Source organism: Ruminococcus sp. RTP21204st1_B2_RTP21204_210225, assembly GCF_040914135.1.
GTDB classification, from domain to species: Bacteria; Bacillota; Clostridia; order Oscillospirales; family Ruminococcaceae; genus Hominimerdicola; species Hominimerdicola aceti.
Genome location: NZ_JBCPGA010000016.1, coordinates 32,995 through 50,098 on the forward strand (window position 1 = coordinate 32,995; position 17,104 = coordinate 50,098).

13 protein-coding genes, 1 CRISPR repeat array and 1 riboswitch are annotated in these 17,104 nt (G+C 43.5%); of the genes, 3 read left to right on the forward strand and 10 right to left on the reverse strand.

From position 1 onward, the window contains the following. Positions 1-105: 105 nt before the first annotated feature. From AB5123_RS07700 to queA, 5 genes are all read right to left on the reverse strand, one after another. Positions 106-663, reverse strand: a complete 558-nt coding sequence (locus AB5123_RS07700; protein ID WP_329963384.1) for a manganese efflux pump MntP family protein — start codon at positions 661-663, stop codon at positions 106-108. 256 nt (positions 664-919) lie between these two features. Beyond that, the gene (tgt, locus tag AB5123_RS07705; protein WP_022286921.1) at positions 920-2,062 is read right to left on the reverse strand and encodes a tRNA guanosine(34) transglycosylase Tgt; all 1,143 of its coding nucleotides are present in this window, start codon (positions 2,060-2,062) and stop codon (positions 920-922) included. A gap of 30 nt (positions 2,063-2,092) precedes the next feature. Beyond that, positions 2,093-2,464 (reverse strand): PAS domain-containing protein, encoded by a 372-nt coding sequence (locus AB5123_RS07710; RefSeq protein WP_022286922.1) that lies wholly within the window; start codon positions 2,462-2,464, stop codon positions 2,093-2,095. Beyond that, complete coding sequence (locus AB5123_RS07715; RefSeq protein WP_302413610.1) at positions 2,454-3,575, reverse strand: acyltransferase family protein; 1,122 nt, start codon at positions 3,573-3,575, stop codon at positions 2,454-2,456. Before AB5123_RS07715 ends, AB5123_RS07710 begins: the two co-directional genes overlap by 11 nt. 68 nt (positions 3,576-3,643) lie before the next feature. After that, a complete protein-coding gene (queA, locus tag AB5123_RS07720) occupies positions 3,644-4,696 on the reverse strand; it encodes a tRNA preQ1(34) S-adenosylmethionine ribosyltransferase-isomerase QueA (protein WP_022286924.1) in 1,053 nt (350 codons plus the stop codon). A gap of 215 nt (positions 4,697-4,911) precedes the next feature. Further along, a riboswitch (Lysine riboswitch) is annotated at positions 4,912-5,100 on the forward strand. A 173-nt stretch (positions 5,101-5,273) separates the two neighbouring features. Between queA and asd the strand changes: the two genes are divergently transcribed. From asd to dapB, 3 genes are all read left to right on the forward strand, one after another. Next, entirely contained in the window at positions 5,274-6,356 is a 1,083-nt protein-coding gene (gene asd, locus AB5123_RS07725) for an aspartate-semialdehyde dehydrogenase (protein WP_022286925.1), read from the forward strand. Positions 6,357-6,392: 36 nt separating this feature from the next. Continuing rightward, on the forward strand, positions 6,393-7,283 hold the full coding sequence (gene dapA / locus AB5123_RS07730; protein WP_046441406.1) for a 4-hydroxy-tetrahydrodipicolinate synthase: 891 nt from the start codon (positions 6,393-6,395) through the stop codon (positions 7,281-7,283). 135 nt (positions 7,284-7,418) lie between these two features. Beyond that, positions 7,419-8,177 carry a 4-hydroxy-tetrahydrodipicolinate reductase gene (dapB, locus tag AB5123_RS07735; RefSeq protein ID WP_022286927.1) on the forward strand — a complete coding sequence of 253 codons (759 nt, stop codon included), beginning with the start codon at positions 7,419-7,421 and terminating at the stop codon, positions 8,175-8,177. Positions 8,178-8,316: 139 nt separating this feature from the next. Here the strand turns inward: dapB and AB5123_RS07740 are convergent, their stop codons facing one another. The 5 genes from AB5123_RS07740 to AB5123_RS07760 form a co-directional block, all read right to left on the reverse strand. Beyond that, a complete protein-coding gene (locus tag AB5123_RS07740) occupies positions 8,317-10,527 on the reverse strand; it encodes a DUF4129 domain-containing transglutaminase family protein (protein ID WP_368364666.1) in 2,211 nt (736 codons plus the stop codon). A 12-nt stretch (positions 10,528-10,539) separates the two neighbouring features. Next, a complete protein-coding gene (locus AB5123_RS07745; RefSeq protein ID WP_368364667.1) occupies positions 10,540-11,700 on the reverse strand; it encodes a DUF58 domain-containing protein in 1,161 nt (386 codons plus the stop codon). 13 nt (positions 11,701-11,713) lie between these two features. Then, positions 11,714-12,652: a MoxR family ATPase gene (locus AB5123_RS07750; RefSeq protein WP_337811862.1), complete on the reverse strand. Its 939-nt coding sequence runs from the start codon at positions 12,650-12,652 to the stop codon at positions 11,714-11,716. Next, positions 12,621-13,874: a 23S rRNA (uracil(1939)-C(5))-methyltransferase RlmD gene (rlmD, locus tag AB5123_RS07755; RefSeq protein ID WP_337811861.1), complete on the reverse strand. Its 1,254-nt coding sequence runs from the start codon at positions 13,872-13,874 to the stop codon at positions 12,621-12,623. The genes AB5123_RS07750 and rlmD overlap by 32 nt, the downstream gene beginning before the upstream one ends. A 483-nt stretch (positions 13,875-14,357) precedes the next feature. After that, positions 14,358-14,540 carry a hypothetical protein gene (locus AB5123_RS07760; protein WP_022286932.1) on the reverse strand — a complete coding sequence of 61 codons (183 nt, stop codon included), beginning with the start codon at positions 14,538-14,540 and terminating at the stop codon, positions 14,358-14,360. Between the two features lie 126 nt (positions 14,541-14,666). Then, positions 14,667-17,058: direct repeats of the CRISPR family, unit length 32 nt; unit sequence ATTTCAACTCACACGCTCACGTGGAGCGTGAC. The last annotated feature ends 46 nt before the right edge of the window (positions 17,059-17,104 follow it).

Genomic DNA, 17,104 nt, shown 5'->3' on the forward strand with positions numbered 1-17,104 from the left:
CACTGATATTGTGGCTTGTTTATGAACATACACACCTGTAATTGTTAAATTAAAATTCACAAAGATATCTATGTGATACATATTTACGTGAATAAGCAAATTGTTTTAAACAAATATAGTCTGTTCAGCGAATATTTTAAGCCCTATACATATTAAAATAACTCCCCCAACTATCCTTGCCTTGCTTTTGAGTTTTCCGCTGAATTTGTTACCAAGCATAACCCCACAGAACGATAAGGCCGCCGTAACAACACATATAAACGCTGCCGACCTGACTATGCCCACACCAAGTGCCGCAAAGCTTATGCCCACAGCCAGTGCGTCCACAGAGGTGGCAAATCCCTGCACAAGCACAGCCCCGAAAGTGAGCCTGCCCCCTGTCTGGATCTCATCGTCCCCCGAACCGCATATCATGTTCAACCCTATGAACCCAAGCAGTATCAAAGCTATCCAGTGGTCGAACCTCTCTATGTACTCCGCAAAATTCATGCCCAGCGCATAGCCGATCGCAGGCATTATCCCCTGAAAAAGCCCGAATATGATACCGCACATCAATGCTCCCCTGACTCTCCCCTTTTTGACACAAAGCCCATTAGTCACCGATACCGCAAAAGCGTCCATAGAAAGTCCACACGCTGTAAGAAAAAGCTCAAAAATACTCATATAATCCCCCTGTATAATTTATAAAAAACAGCTTTACATTCAATCTTGACTTCCCTTATATTTTTATCTGCACCCACACTTTTTACGCCTGCTACCACACCTTTTCTGCAGGGGCGAACAGCTTTCGCCCATCAAAGCAACAAACCCATGCTTTCATCAAATAAAATAGCCACCACTCAACAAAAAACGCCATCTCGGAAAATACAAAATAACATCTTTGCATTTTCCGAAAACAGCGTCATACCGTTATATTTTGTTAATCCTCACACTTTGAAGCAAGAAGCGAGCTGTATTGATTTCTGAACTGTTCAAATCTGCCCTCGTCAAGAGCCTCTCTTATCTTCTCCGTGAGCGTGTTGTAGAAATACAGATTGTGCATAACTGCCAGCCTGCCCCCCAGCTGCTCCTCAGACTTGAACAGATGACGAATGTACGCCCTGCTGTGATTACGGCAAGCAGGACAATCGCAATGCTCGTCAATAGGTCTGGGGTCAGTTTCATACCTTTTATTAGTGATGTGCATAATGCCGTTCCATGTGAACAGCGTTCCATGACGTGCATTTCTGCTTGGCATTACGCAATCAAAGAAGTCCACGCCTCTGTAAACAGCCTCGATTATGTTTGTCGGTGTGCCAACGCCCATAAGATATCTCGGCTTATCCTTTGGCATAAAAGGCTCGACCTTTTCGATAATGTTATACATCACCTCAGTAGGCTCACCCACCGCAAGACCGCCAATAGCAAAGCCCGAACAGTATTCCATTTCTCTTATGCGCTTCATATGCTCGATACGCAGATCCTCATAAGTACAGCCCTGATTGATACCGAACAGCATCTGATGCTTGTTTATAGTCTCCTCAAGTCCGTTGAGCCTTTTCTGCTCAGCGACACATCTCTCAAGCCACCTTACCGTTCTATCACAGCTTGCCTTTGAATAGCTGTGCTCAGCAGGGTTCTCTACACATTCGTCAAATGCCATTGCGATAGTAGACGCAAGGTGCGATTGTATCTGCATACTCTCCTCAGGACCCATAAAAATTCTGCGACCGTCAACATGAGAGTTGAAGTACACGCCCTCCTCTTTGATTTTACGCAGCTTGGCCAAAGAAAATACCTGAAATCCACCACTGTCTGTAAGAATAGGCTTGTCCCAGTTCATGAACTTGTGAAGTCCGCCCATTTTGTATATAACGTCATCGCCCGGTCTGACGTGCAAATGATAGGTATTGCAAAGCTCCACCTGAGTTTTAAGCTCGTTTTTCAGATCAATGGAAGAAACTCCGCCCTTTATCGCCGCCGAAGTTCCCACGTTCATAAAAACAGGTGTCTGTATAGTTCCATGAACAGTTTCAAACTGCCCCCTGCGTGCAGCACCCTCTTGTTTTAATAATGTAAACATAAATTCTCCTTATAAATTATTTTTTTCAGCCTATTCCATATCATACAGCTTCATAGTTTCAATATTTCTGTACTCATGCTTTTCATAATATCCAATAAGCTCTCCCTCTTCATCTCTGAGAGCTATCATGTAAACGTCCTTATTTTCCTTTTCGTTGCGGAAAGTATACACCTTGTTGTTGCCCTTGTCCTTTTTGAACCATGCAATGACCTGCTCTATCTTGTCATTAGAATCCCCGTTGTGACAGCCCTTTATGGACCTGCCCACAAGAGCCGCTCCTCCTCGCTTTTCATATCTTTTGACCGCTGTCGGGTTCATATATACTATCGTATTCTCAAGGTCGCAAATAACCACAGGTGCATCGTCTGCGTCAATAACGCTCTTAAAAAAGTTATTTTCCATTTCCGTTCTCCTTTATGATATCATTCCTGCCCCTTATTCCTTTAAGCACCATATCCAGAGGCACACCAAATATTTTTATGCAAAGCACCAATACAATAGGTATCGCTGTAAGTGCCAGATAAAGCTCCCAACGTTCAGGAAAAGCCTTTGCAAGATATGCCTGATAACCATAGTATGTGAGCATATAAACAATAGTCCTGTGCCAGAAGTACACCTGCAAAGTCCTGGAGCCGCACTTTGTTATCAGTGGAATCTTCACATCAAGCCCAATACCAAGCACCGCCAAACAAAGCAGTGCCGAGATACCCATAACAAGAAGCCTGCTCAAAAAAGTGCAATCCATGTCCGTTGCTTCAGATATGGAAAAATAAGAGTTTCTTCCCGTAAGAAGCATTCTCAGCGGATAAACAAGCTTTGTTTTTCCAAAGCAGAAATAAGCCCAAATGCCTATCACCCCCAAGGACAGCACCCTTACATACCACTTCTTCACAAAATCAGCCACCTTTTCAGGGTCAAGCACATATCCGCAGTAGTAAAACGGGAAAAACACCACTATCCTGGATAGCTCATATTCATCGCCCACGCTAGGGTCATACCCTGCTGCAAGTGCCGTCACCATAGACGCCGTAAGCACCGCCCAAGGTCTGCTGTTTCTTAACAGATAGCAAAGCCCCATAAATGCCGCCATTGCGAACATATACCAATATACACCGTCGCCGCCTAAAAGGTCAAAGAAAATCTCGCCATCACTGTTTTCCTTGTCAAAATCCGTCTGAAATCTCACCTGCGACCAATAATTCAGGCATTTCATTAACATTCCGATAACAACAAATCCAAGCGTCTTTCCAAGCACTTTCCTGCCGTCATCATGCCCCCTGTTGAACAATCCTGATATGAATAAAAACAACGGCATATGAAAAGCATACAGAAACACAAATGCGCCGCTAAAAACCTTTGCCTGCGGTACACCTGTTTCACCGCCGCCGTCACCAAAAAGCTTGACAGTGCTGTCGTCTATCAAATGCCCCAAGACCACAAGCACTATAAGCAGAAATTTCAGATTATCATATAAATACAGTCGTTTCTTCTCCCCTGACTTAATGTCATTCATATAGAAAAAACCTCCGTAAAAAAAAGTTTGAAATAAGATATCATCGCTGCAGACGATACCTTAATTCCTCACTCAGATATTATGAGCATACAATCACCAAAGCTGAAAAATCTGTATTTCTCTTCAACCGCTATCTTGTAAGCATTCATAGTGTTCTCGTATCCCATAAATGCAGAAACAAGCATTATAAGCGTGCTTTCAGGCAGGTGAAAATTAGTAACAAGTCCGTCAAGCACCTTGAACTCAAAGCCAGGATAAATAAATATCTCCGTGTAACCGTCACATGGAACTATCTTTCCGTCATTGAATGCCGCCACGCTCTCCAGCGTCCTGCATGAAGTAGTACCCACCGCAATAACACGTCCGCCATTTTTCTTCGTTTCGTTTATCATGTCTGCAGTTTCACGGCTAAGCTCATAATGTTCCCTGTGCATCTTATGGTCAAGGACCTTGTCCTCCTTAACAGGTCTGAACGTGCCAAGACCAACGTGCAGAGTAACATACGCGATGTTCACACCCATTGCCTTTAAGTCCTCAAGCTGCTGCTCAGTGAAATGCAGACCGGCAGTCGGCGCAGCAGACGAGCCAAGCTCATGAGCATAAACCGTCTGGTATCTGTCCTTGTCCTTCAGCTTTTCAGTAATATAAGGTGGCAAAGGCATCTGACCTATCTCGTCAAGTGTGGCAAAGAAATTCTCCTCGCACTCAAATCGTGCGATACGGTTTCCGTCCTCCAACACATCAATTATCTCCGCCTTCAGCTTACCACCGCCAAAAACAAATCTTGTGCCGATTTTGGCTTTTTTGCCGGGTCTGCAAAGAATCTCCCAGACCATGTTCTCTTTCTGCTCCACAAGCAAAAACTCAATGAACGAGCCTGTGTCCTCACGCTCGCCGTATATCCTCGCAGGAAGCACCTTTGAGTCGTTAAGCACAAGCAAGTCACCTTTTTTGAGATAATTGCATAGATTATAGAAATGGTCGTGTACCACCTCTCCCGTCTGCCTGTTTATCTTCATCATTCTCGAAGCATTTCTAGGCTCAACAGGGGTCTGTGCAATAAGCTCCTGCGGCAGGTCATAATAAAAATCCGATCTTTTCATATTGTTGATATCAAGCATTTTAAATATCTCCTATTTATAATAATATAATAATGTACATGAATAACTTTGTAGGGGACGGCGCCCCCGACGTCCCGATGTAAAATTCCCGACCCAATAGCCGTCACCGCTCTGTAAGTCTAATTAATTTCATATAAACTTATTAATTTACAGAAAATTAAAATATTTTTATCTATATGTATTGACAGAATGCTAAATATTTGTTATCATTAAACAGAACAGATAGAGGTGCAGTTGAAATGAGTATCATTTTTCGTGTGACCCCACACAACAGCGTCCCAACGCCTATGGTAAATGAGAAAGGTAAAACTGCCGAAGCGGAGTATCGGGAACACTCCTGCTGACTGTTAGTTTAATAGACTATCAGTTGTCATCATTACAAATGGTGGAGTGCTATCGGCATAAATTTTTATGTCAACATTCTTATTATATTGTATGATGAACTGGTTTTCAACCAGTTTTTTTATTATTTGTTTATTTTTTATGTTTTGTGCAAAATAACATTTGAACAGTGCGTGATTTTAGTGTATAACGCCAAAGAAAATTGTTACCATGGCACAGGAAAAGGAGTTTTAATATGAAAAAGTACAATGTCGGTATCATCGGTGCAACAGGAATGGTAGGTCAGAGATTTTCTCTGCTTCTTGACAAACACCCATGGTTCAATGTAGTATGCGTTGCCGCTTCACCACGTTCGGCAGGCAAAAAGCTCAAGGACGCAGTTGCAGGCAAGTGGAAGCTTTCAGAGCCTCTGCCGGAAGCTATCGGTGAGCTTACAGTTCTGAACGCCGAGGAGGACGTTGAGAAGATCGCTTCAATGGTAGATTTCGTATTCTGCGCAGTTGATATGAAGAAAGACGAGATAAGAGCCCTTGAAGAAAAGTATGCAAAGGCTGAATGCCCTGTTGTATCAAACAACTCCGCACACAGACATACTCCTGATGTTCCAATGGTCATTCCTGAGGTAAACCCTGAGCATATCGAGATAATCGCTTCACAGAGAAAAAGACTTGGCACAAAGAGAGGATTTATCGCAGTTAAGTCTAACTGCTCACTCCAGTCTTACGTTCCTGCTCTTGCTCCTCTTATGGATAAGTATAAGGTAACAAAGGCTCTTGCCTGCACATATCAGGCAATTTCAGGCGCAGGCAAGACATTTGAAAGCTTCCCTGAGATCCTTGACAACGTTATCCCTTATATCGGCGGCGAGGAAGAAAAGTCTGAGAAAGAGCCTCTTAAGATCTGGGGTCATATCGAGGGCGACGTTATCGTTGACGCAACAGCTCCAGCTATCACAACACAGTGCCTGAGAGTTCCTGTTTCCGACGGTCACACAGCAGCAGTTTTCGTATCATTTGAGAATAAACCTTCTAAGGAAGAGATCCTTCAGGCTTGGAAAGATTTCAGCGGTGTTCCACAGGAGCTTCAGCTTCCAAGCGCTCCAAAGCAGTTCCTTAACTACTTCACAGAGGACGATCGTCCACAGGCTAAGCTCGACAGAAACCTTGAGGGCGGCATGGCAGTTTCTATAGGCAGACTGAGAGAAGATTCACAGTATGACTATAAGTTCGTTTGCCTTTCACACAATACTCTGAGAGGTGCGGCAGGCGGAGCAGTTCTGCTGGCTGAGCTTCTTGCAGCAAAGGGCTATTTTGACTAATATAACACATATATACGCACGAAAGGAGTGCTGTTTATGAAAAAGACTATTTTCACAGGTGCAGGCGTTGCTATCGTTACACCTATGAACGCTGACGGCTCTATCAACTTTGACAAGTTGGGCGAGCTTATCGATTTCAACATCGACAACGGTACAGACGCTATCATAATCTGCGGAACAACAGGCGAAAGTGCTACCATGACAGACGAGGAGCATATCGAGTGTATCCGCTATGCTGTTGAAAAGACAAATCACAGAATTCCTGTTATCGCAGGCACAGGCTCAAACCATACAGAGTATGCTGTAAACCTTTCAAAGAAAGCTGAGGAGCTTGGTGCTGACGCTCTGCTTTGTGTTACACCTTATTATAATAAGACTTCACAGGCAGGACTTATCGCACACTTCTCCGCTATCGCAAAGGCTGTTACACTGCCTATCATTCTTTACAACGTACCGTCAAGAACAGGTGTGAACATTCTTCCTGAGACCTGCCGTGAGCTTGCAAAGATAGACAATATCGTTGCTATCAAGGCAGCAAGCGGAAACATCAGCCAGATAACACAGGTGGCAGCTCTCTGCGGCGATGACCTTGATATCTATTCAGGCAACGACGATCAGATCGTTCCTATCATGGCTCTGGGCGGAAAGGGTGTTATCTCAGTTCTTTCCAACTGTATGCCATTTGAAACACATGAGATCACACAGCTCTGCCTTGATGGAAAGTACGAGGAAGCAAGAGAAAAGGTATTCAAGACCCTTGGTTTTGCAAAGGCACTTTTCAGCGACGTAAACCCTATCCCTGTCAAGGAAGCTCTTAACCTTATGGGCTTTGAGGTCGGCGAGTGCCGTCTGCCGCTTGTAAGAATGAGCGATGATAAGATAGAAAAGCTGAAAGCGTCAATGAACGCTCTCGGACTTATCAAGTAAAAAAAATACAAAGGGCGGAGAAATTCGCCCTTTATGTTTATAACAAAATTTTAAGGTGTGCTGTAGGGGCGAACAGCGTTCGCCCGTTTCCCTGCACATACTGGTCAATAAATAAAAAGAAAAGGAATGATATAAATGACTAAGATCGCAATATGTGGCGCCTGCGGAAAAATGGGCAGGTTCATATATGACGTTATGTCAGAGCGTGACGACTGCACAGTAAGCGCAGGTATCGACAAGTTCGGCGAGGCTTATGCAGACTTCCCTGTTGTAAAAGAGCCTGCCGACCTGCCTGAAAAGCCTGATGTAATAATCGACTTCTCACACCCTTCCGCACTGGACGGACTTCTCAGCTATTGCCTTTCAAACGGCACTGCACTTGTAATAGCTACCACAGGCTATACAGAAGAGGATACAGCGAAGATACACAAGGCTTCCGAGCAGATACCTGTTTTCTTCACATTCAACATGACCCTTGGTATCAATCTTCTTGCAAATCTTGCAAAAACTGCCGCAAAAGTTCTTGGCGGTCAGTATGATATCGAGATAATCGAGAAGCACCATAACCAGAAGATAGACGCTCCGTCAGGCACAGCTATCATGCTTGCCGACGCAATAAACGAGGAGCTTGACAACAAGTATCACTATGTTTACGATCGTCATTCTGTAAGAGCAAAGAGAGAAAAGACAGAGATCGGTATGCACTCTGTCCGTGGCGGCACTATTGTTGGCGAGCATGAGATAATCTTTGCAGGCAGAGATGAAGTTATCTCACTCAAGCATGAGGCTCATTCAAAGCAGGTTTTCGCTGTGGGTGCAGTGAATGCAGGCGTTTTCCTTTGTGGAAAGCCGGCAGGACTTTACGCAATGAGCGATCTTCTTGCTTCACTTTAATTAAATATCAGATACAGTGGGCGTCATTGACGTCCTGCTCTTTCGGAGATTTTTACACTCTCAGGCTGCTGTTTTATACGGCAGCCTTTTTTTATACAAAAAAATAGCTGTGCGTAATTTTTTCCGCACAGCCATTTCATTACATATTCTTATCAAGCTCCAAAGTCGTTTTCTCACGCTTTGTGAGCTTTTTCCATTGTACTTTGTACTCTGCATAAACCATTTTCCACTCGGCTTCATCAGGAACATATCCACCGAAGCAGGTCTTTTCAAAAAGATCTATAAGACCGCCAAGCTCAACTCCACGCCTCTTAACAAGATATTCTCTTATCATTTCAGGCGTGTATCCCGATAGCTTATCATTAGAAGCTATGGTCAAAAGCCTTACCACCCGCCTGTAAAGCCTTATGACTTTGTCGCCGTTATCTATGAATTTAAGTGACAGTCGGAAAAATACCTCGATAATTCTGTTAAGGAACACGAAAACCACAAGCACAAACGCTACACCGATAAACAGTGCGATCCTGCTGAAATAGCTTACAAAAGTTGAAACATCAAAGTTCGTACCATTTACACTGTAGTCACGCTGATAGCCCGGAACTGTTGGGTCAAAAGTCATCCAGCCAATGCCTGTGATAAAGACCTCTACAAAAGCGTGAGCGTGGCTATCTCTTACCACAAACTCTCCACGTTCATTCTTTTCATATGCTGCAAAGCCCTCAACATACCTTGCTGGAAGTCCTAGCATTCTCGCCATAAGCGTCATGCTTGTGGCATAGTTTGTGCAGTTTCCACGCTTGCTCGTGAAAAGAAAATATGCGATAGACTCATCGTCAGGCTCATACTCGTTATCGTAAACATAGCCGTTCTGCTCAAAATAATCCACAAGCGCCTGAGCTTTCTCATAATCATTTTTGCAGTTTTCCGTTATACTCTTTGCAAGAGCCTCCATTTTTCCACCTTTATCGTCATATGCAGAAACGTCTGTGTACAACGCATATATCTTATAAATATTCAGCGCTTGATTTGATGTGACATCTCCGTTTGTCAAACCATAAGAAAGCAGCAGTTTGAACTGATTTTCGGTCATATCAAGATTTGCCGCAGCCTGTCTTTCGCTCTCCGTTTCAGGGATATACTCAAAGCTAATGCCAAGCTTATTTCCTGCGGTGTCATATGGTCTGTAGACCTCGCTGTGAGTTGTTTTGATATAAACGTTGTTCTCCCCTGGGGTTATCATCAGTGGAGCAGGGATATAGCTAGGGGCAAAGCTGTCGCTGAACTGATTCATGACTGCCTTTTCACTGAACAGATCATCAGGGAACTGTGACCTGTCCACGCCAAGATCCTTGGTGTAATCCTTATCTGCAAGTGACTTTGCTATGCTGTAAACATAGCTCGGTGAGTTCACCTCGTTGTCACCGTAAAGATGAACATTTTTGTCAAAAGCAAAATCGTAGAAGCTATCGTCTGTTACCCACTTCTCGTTTCTGAAAAGGTCAAAGGATTGTCTGCGGAGGTAAATGACCTGTTCATCAGAGGTTGTGGTGAAGTTGAAAAGTATCTCGCCCGTTGCGTCTGCGCCAAATCTTGGGGAAGACTCATCACTAAGATTGTCATATGTGCCACTGCTTTTGATATTCACATCAAAGAAGTTGCTGTTTTTTTCAAGATAAGATGTTTTTGATGAAGTCGGCATAAGCATTGCAAGCGCACCCACAAGGGTAACGAAAACCGCCGATGCCGCCACATAAGAGCCGTTTATAACAAGGTCATGCTTGCTCTCGTCTGAAACAAGTCTGCTGTGCACCATAAGTGCAATGAACACAGTGAGCATTATGGTTATGTCAAGAGTATCCATTGAGTCGGCTCGCTTTCCGTAAATAAAAAACGGAAAAAGCACAACGAGCATCGTTCCAAAGCTTCTATAGCGCACAATGGTGAAATAATAAAGCACCGAAATGATAAAGAAGCCTAGTCCCACAAACAGAAAGTAGAAATATTCATCTATCTGACCTATCTCCTGCCTGTTTACATAAAACCAATTGATAAATGATTTCCCAGAATGTTCAAATCCAGCACGAAGAAGCTGAAAGCCCAAAAACAGCACTGCCACCATAAGGGCGGTATAGACAAGACCTCGCAGGACTTTTTTCGGCTTTAGCCACTCAAAAAGAGCGAACAGCAGACATTCATAGACCACATATCCAAAAGTATAAAGTCTGACATTGTCTACAAGATAGGTCTTAAAGATTATGTTCATGACCACTGCTCCAAGGAGCAGAGGCAAAGCATATTTTGAAAGAATATTCACAAGGGTGTTTTTTATCTGAGCAGTTTTAGTATTCAAAAGCCACACCCCCTATGTCATTTTACGAAACTCGAAAGTTTCGTCTACAAGCCACATATTTTCTGTCTGCTTATCAAGACCGCTAAGGCGTGTCACTACAAAAGAGCCGTTAAATTCTTCTATAAGAGAAGAAAAATCCCCCTGAGAAGTCGCCATGCAGGCTGTGAAGCAAATAGGAGCTGTCTTGCCTATCTCATGAGAAAAGGCAAACCGCTTTTCCTGCGGATATGGTGCTATTGCCGCAAGGTCGTTTTGAAGCTCTATTATATCACCTGCCTGCTTTATTTTCATGCTTTTCCAGCCGTCAAGATAATAATTATACTCACTCTCAAAGCCCTCCATGATAAGCATTGAAAGCATTGCAAGGCTCGCTTCGACTATATTATCGATATTCATAGCAAACATAGGCTCATGATTCTCGCTTGGTATATCAAGGAAAAACGCCTGACTTGAAGCCGTGACCTTTTCATCAAGGCGCACCATAAGCTCGTCACGCTTTGAAGAAAGCTTCCAGTTTATTCTTTTCAGCGGGTCGCCTATCTCATACTGTCTGTGGTCATAGCCCGGAACGCCTGTAAGACCAAGTGCATTTTCATCTGATTCGCTTTCGTTATCGTCAAATGAAGCGTTCTCGGAAGTTGCTTTAAGAAGCTCTGTTTGAGAGCCAGTGTCAGGGATATTCGGCATTATCTTTATTTTTCCCACAGCTTTTTCATAACGTGAACTGTCAAGGTGCAGGGTGATTATTCCAAGATAGTCATGCAAACGTATGCTTTTTATTTTCACTGAGCCAAGACCTGCATAGCGTGTTTTCAGCTTAACGCTGACGCTTTGCTGTCTGCCGCCTGCCACGATAGTTTTAAATTCAAGTGGGCTTACAGCACCGATATTATCTGAACACTCTGCCGTTACCTCAACAACGCATGAGGGAATAATGCGTATTGCATTTAAAAGCATTATGTCAGCGTCAAACTCCTCGTTCTTTGCATTTATTTCTGTGGAAAGCTTTATGGCTGCCACAAGTTTACGTTTGGTAATGAGAAGTGCCGCAAGAGATACCACAAAGGCTATAGCTAAAAGATAAAGCACAAGCGTACCGCCGCTTCCGTTTATATAAACTCTAAGCAGTATCGCCACCGCCACGCAGGTAAGATAACCTAAAAGATTTTTCATGGGGTCATATCCTCTATTTCTCTATTGCGTCAGGTGATTTTACTGTAAGAGCGATACTTTCAAGAGCTTCCCTTTCATTTTCAAAGGCGGATTTGCCTTTAGGAGAAAGCATAAGTCTATGTGCAAGAACGTCAGGCATAACAGCCTTGACATCATCTGGCATAACAAATCCTCTGCCCTGAACAAAGGCATAGGCTTTTGAAGCTTTGAGAAGTGCGATACTTCCACGGGGAGAAACGCCAAGCTTTACATAATCTGAATTTCTTGTTGCGGTAACAAGGCTCAGGATATATTTTCTCACGGAAAGCTCTGCGGTTACATTTTCAGCGTAACCCATAAGCTCACGGACGTTTTCAAGGGTCATGACAGGCTTGATATTCTTTGCAAAGCCTGATCTTTCGGCTCTTGACATGATATCAAGCTCATCATCATATGAGGGATAGCCCATTGATATCTTCATAAGAAATCTATCCATTTGGGCTTCAGGCAAATGATAAGTGCCGTAAGTTTCCACAGGGTTTTGTGTGGCAAGCACCATAAATGGCAATGGAAGTTCATGAGTTTTACCGTCAATGGATATCTGATGTTCTTCCATGACTTCAAGCAAGCTTGACTGAGATTTTGGGGAGGCTCTGTTTATTTCGTCTGCCAAGAGGAAATTGCACATTGCCACACCCTCTTTATACTCAAGCTCATGAGTTTTCTGGTCTATCATAGAAAAGCCAACGATATCGGACGGCATAACGTCAGGGGTAAGCTGGATACGGTTATATTTGCCGTCCACTGACCTTGCAAGGGCTGATACAAGCTGAGTTTTGCCTACTCCAGGCACGTCCTCGATAAGAACATGACCGCCGCAAAGCATGGCTGTGATTATTTTAAGCACAGAGTCGGTCTTGCCGACGATAACTTTTTCGATATTATCTGTGAGAAGTTTTACCTTTTCGTTCAATTTTTTTATCCCCCTTTTTATCAGGTGTTCTGTTTGGTGTGAGCGATATCATTTTTCTTTTTAAAAGCACCACATTTTCGATACCTGTGGTATGCGGGAACATATCAACGGGCTGGATAAGCTGTGCTTTATAGCCTATTTTTGCAAGAAGCTTCAAATCACGCTCGAGAGTTTCTATTTTACAGGAAACGTAGACTATCTTTTCAGGTCTGAGTTTGCCCAAGGCTTCAACAAATTCTTCTGTTGTGCCTGCTCTTGGAGGGTCAAGGAAAACTGTATCACAACTCTCACCTGCCTGCGCAAGCTTTGTCATGAACTCACCTGCGTCCTCATTATAAAACCTGATATTGTCAAGCTTATTGAGCTTGGCATTTGAAACTGCGTCCTTTACGGCTTCGGCATTAAGCTCAACGCCTGCCACGTCTGCACCGCTTTTTGCAGCGATAAGACCGATAGTACCTGTTCCGCAATATGCGTCGATAACTTTATCGCCTTTTTTAAGCTCGGCACAGGAAACTGCTTTAGAATAGAGCTTTTCGGTCTGCTCGGGGTTTACCTGATAGAAAGAATGGGGTGAAATTCTGAACTTACAGCCGCACATCTCGTCGGTGATATAGCCTTTGCCGTACATTATAATATCACGGTCGCCCAAAGTAAGAGGAACTCTGCCTTTATTAACGTTTTGGACGATAGTGGTTATATACGGGTGTTTTTCCGTGATAGCTTTAACGAAATTTTTCTTTGCAGGAAATATTGGGGTAGCTGTAACTAGCACGAGCATTACCTCGCCTGTTGTTTGGGAGGTACGGATAAGGGTATGCTTAAGAAGGCCCTGATCACTTTCCTCGTTATATGGAAGGATACGGAAGTCGACCATAAGCTCTTTAAGGGTAGCGACTATTTGCTGTGCTCTTATATCCTCCAAAAAGCAATCGTCAGTTATTACCATGCTATGGGTAGAGGACTGATACACTCCTGAGACGATACGCTTTGAGCTATTGACCTTATAGACAGTTTGGACTTTATTGCGATAATTATAGGGGTCGTCCATAGTTATTATCTGCTGAGGTCTGCAAAAGCGGCTCAACATTCTATCGGCTTTTGCCTGCTTCCATTCTATTTGCTGGGCGTAGACCTTATCCAACTGACAGCCGCCGCAGCGTTTAAAGCAGCTACATTTTTTCTCGCCTGTTGACTTATCGATAATGGTATGTTTATTCATCACATTTACTCTTTTCATTATGTATAAATTTTATTTTAAGTATACCATTTTATATGAATAATGTCAACAAAGGCGGTTATAACAATTAAATTTAGCAGTATGCTCACGGGGTATAGCTAAGGTGTGTCGGTATAAATATTCAATTTTCAAGCTTCAGACGGAGTGCAGGAAGTGCTTTTCTGTGCGATCAGAACCTCTCATCGTGTTCACCTAACTCACGTTGACAAAATGTTTCCTCATACACTGTCGCTCCGCAAGGTTTCCGATTTGTGGTGAAACCTCTTCTACTTATACACGAAAAGTGGGTATTTTGTTGCAGAAAAAATGCAACAATTGCAGAAATGTTGCCAAATTAAATTATAAATCATTTGTTTGCACAAATTTGGGGGTGTGAATTGGCGGATTTGACGGAAAACACATGAAAAAATGTATAGTATTTGGGTATAAAAATACCGCCCGACCTTAGTCAAGCGGTTATTTGTATTATTCAATATCGATTATCGGCTCCCACCGATAATGTCCGTTGCACTCTTTGTTAGTGCAGACAAAGTAATGTGCCTTATCTGCTGTTGTATTCACAGGAACATAGTAGCCGTTATGGCAAACAGGACACTCAACTTTTTCGCCTTTTTTTAACTTCGTGAGAATATCATTTTCTTCTGCCATGAACATAGCCCCCTTTTCTCCAGTTAAATTCAGGATAAACGTCTTTTACTGCAAGCTTTGAACACCACACAGCACTTGCTGTGATCTGAGCGGATAACGTACACCCTAAGTCCTGCGTTGAAACGAAAATTGACTCACACGCTCACGTGGAGCGTGACATTCATAGTCTGCGTTCGCAAAAAGAGATTTCAATTTCAACTCACACGCTCACGTGGAGCGTGACGAATATGGGCGCGCGAAGCGCGGTCGACCGCAGGATTTCAACTCACACGCTCACGTGGAGCGTGACTTTACTGAACCCGTTGACACTGGAATTTACTTAGATTTCAACTCACACGCTCACGTGGAGCGTGACGTGATGCCTGCATGGTATGTAACGCAAATCCGAATTTCAACTCACACGCTCACGTGGAGCGTGACCCCCAGAGATGTGGCGCATTTTGCAAATCTTAAAATTTCAACTCACACGCTCACGTGGAGCGTGACTAAGAAAAAAACTAAACAATTATTATCGCCTAAATTTCAACTCACACGCTCACGTGGAGCGTGACCCCTGAAAGTGACCTGAAAATGGTGCTTTTGTCATTTCAACTCACACGCTCACGTGGAGCGTGACAGCATATTAAAGTTGCAACGTTGCAACTAGAAAAATTTCAACTCACACGCTCACGTGGAGCGTGACGTACAGCGGTTTTGCAACTGGTACAAATTATCAGATTTCAACTCACACGCTCACGTGGAGCGTGACAATGTTGTTAATCTTTTGACAATGTACAATACAATTTCAACTCACACGCTCACGTGGAGCGTGACGGCGAATATTGGAATTATTTTTATAAATATGATGCATTTCAACTCACACGCTCACGTGGAGCGTGACTTGTGATGTTAAACATTGTCATTGTGTAGTCACCAATTTCAACTCACACGCTCACGTGGAGCGTGACCGAATGTTTTGATTTAAAGTGCAGTTTAATGTTATTTCAACTCACACGCTCACGTGGAGCGTGACGTAACGTTGATTTTGGAAATTTCTGCAAAATCAATTTCAACTCACACGCTCACGTGGAGCGTGACTGTATCAATTCCGATGACTGGAAACGACAGTGCATTTCAACTCACACGCTCACGTGGAGCGTGACTTGCAAGGCGGTTACCAGTTGTTGAAGAACAAATAATTTCAACTCACACGCTCACGTGGAGCGTGACGCTCAATAAGCTTATCCATGCTTTCACCGTCAAATTTCAACTCACACGCTCACGTGGAGCGTGACTGGATAGGATATCGGCAATCGGTGAACAGGTCAATTTCAACTCACACGCTCACGTGGAGCGTGACCAAATTCCTTGATGATGCAAGAACATATAAGATCATTTCAACTCACACGCTCACGTGGAGCGTGACTTTTTGATGGAAAAGAATGGAACACGGAAAAGAATTTCAACTCACACGCTCACGTGGAGCGTGACGTCCTCGAGATGTTGGACAACAAGAAGAAGGACATTTCAACTCACACGCTCACGTGGAGCGTGACTTTATACGTCTGTAAATTGCTTCCCCTGTTCCAATTTCAACTCACACGCTCACGTGGAGCGTGACGCAAGGAGATTACCAGTTGTTGAAGAACAGATAATTTCAACTCACACGCTCACGTGGAGCGTGACTTGCAACCTAAAGTTGCAACGTTGCAACTATATTATTTCAACTCACACGCTCACGTGGAGCGTGACCCCTAACTCAGTATTGTTATTTATTAACAATTTAATTTCAACTCACACGCTCACGTGGAGCGTGACGGCATTATTTTTTTCAGGAGAAAAGTAATTCAAATTTCAACTCACACGCTCACGTGGAGCGTGACCCTCTCTGCGCCATATGTAGCTCACAAAAAAAGAATTTCAACTCACACGCTCACGTGGAGCGTGACATGGGAAGATTTAATACAGACAGACTTGAAAGCATTTCAACTCACACGCTCACGTGGAGCGTGACCAATCAGAAGTGTTTTTTTGCCCCTCAGAACAGCATTTCAACTCACACGCTCACGTGGAGCGTGACAATCAATGCTCAAAAAGACGGCAGAACAGGCAAATTTCAACTCACACGCTCACGTGGAGCGTGACGACCACTATCACCATATTTCTCTTTGTATATATATTTCAACTCACACGCTCACGTGGAGCGTGACGTGAGCTGTCACCCTGATTATCAATATCAATCAGATTTCAACTCACACGCTCACGTGGAGCGTGACGAACTGAAAAATCTGTTGCCTGACCTTGAAAAAATTTCAACTCACACGCTCACGTGGAGCGTGACCATTGGATATTTTTTTCTAATCATAACGGATGGGTATTTCAACTCACACGCTCACGTGGAGCGTGACGGTATTACACATGAACAGTTTTAATGTGAACATATTTCAACTCACACGCTCACGTGGAGCGTGACCATTTCAGCAGATGTAAAAATTGTAAACAACTTCATTTCAACTCACACGCTCACGTGGAGCGTGACCACGTCAATTACAACTGGAAAGACAACTTTTGACATTTCAACTCAC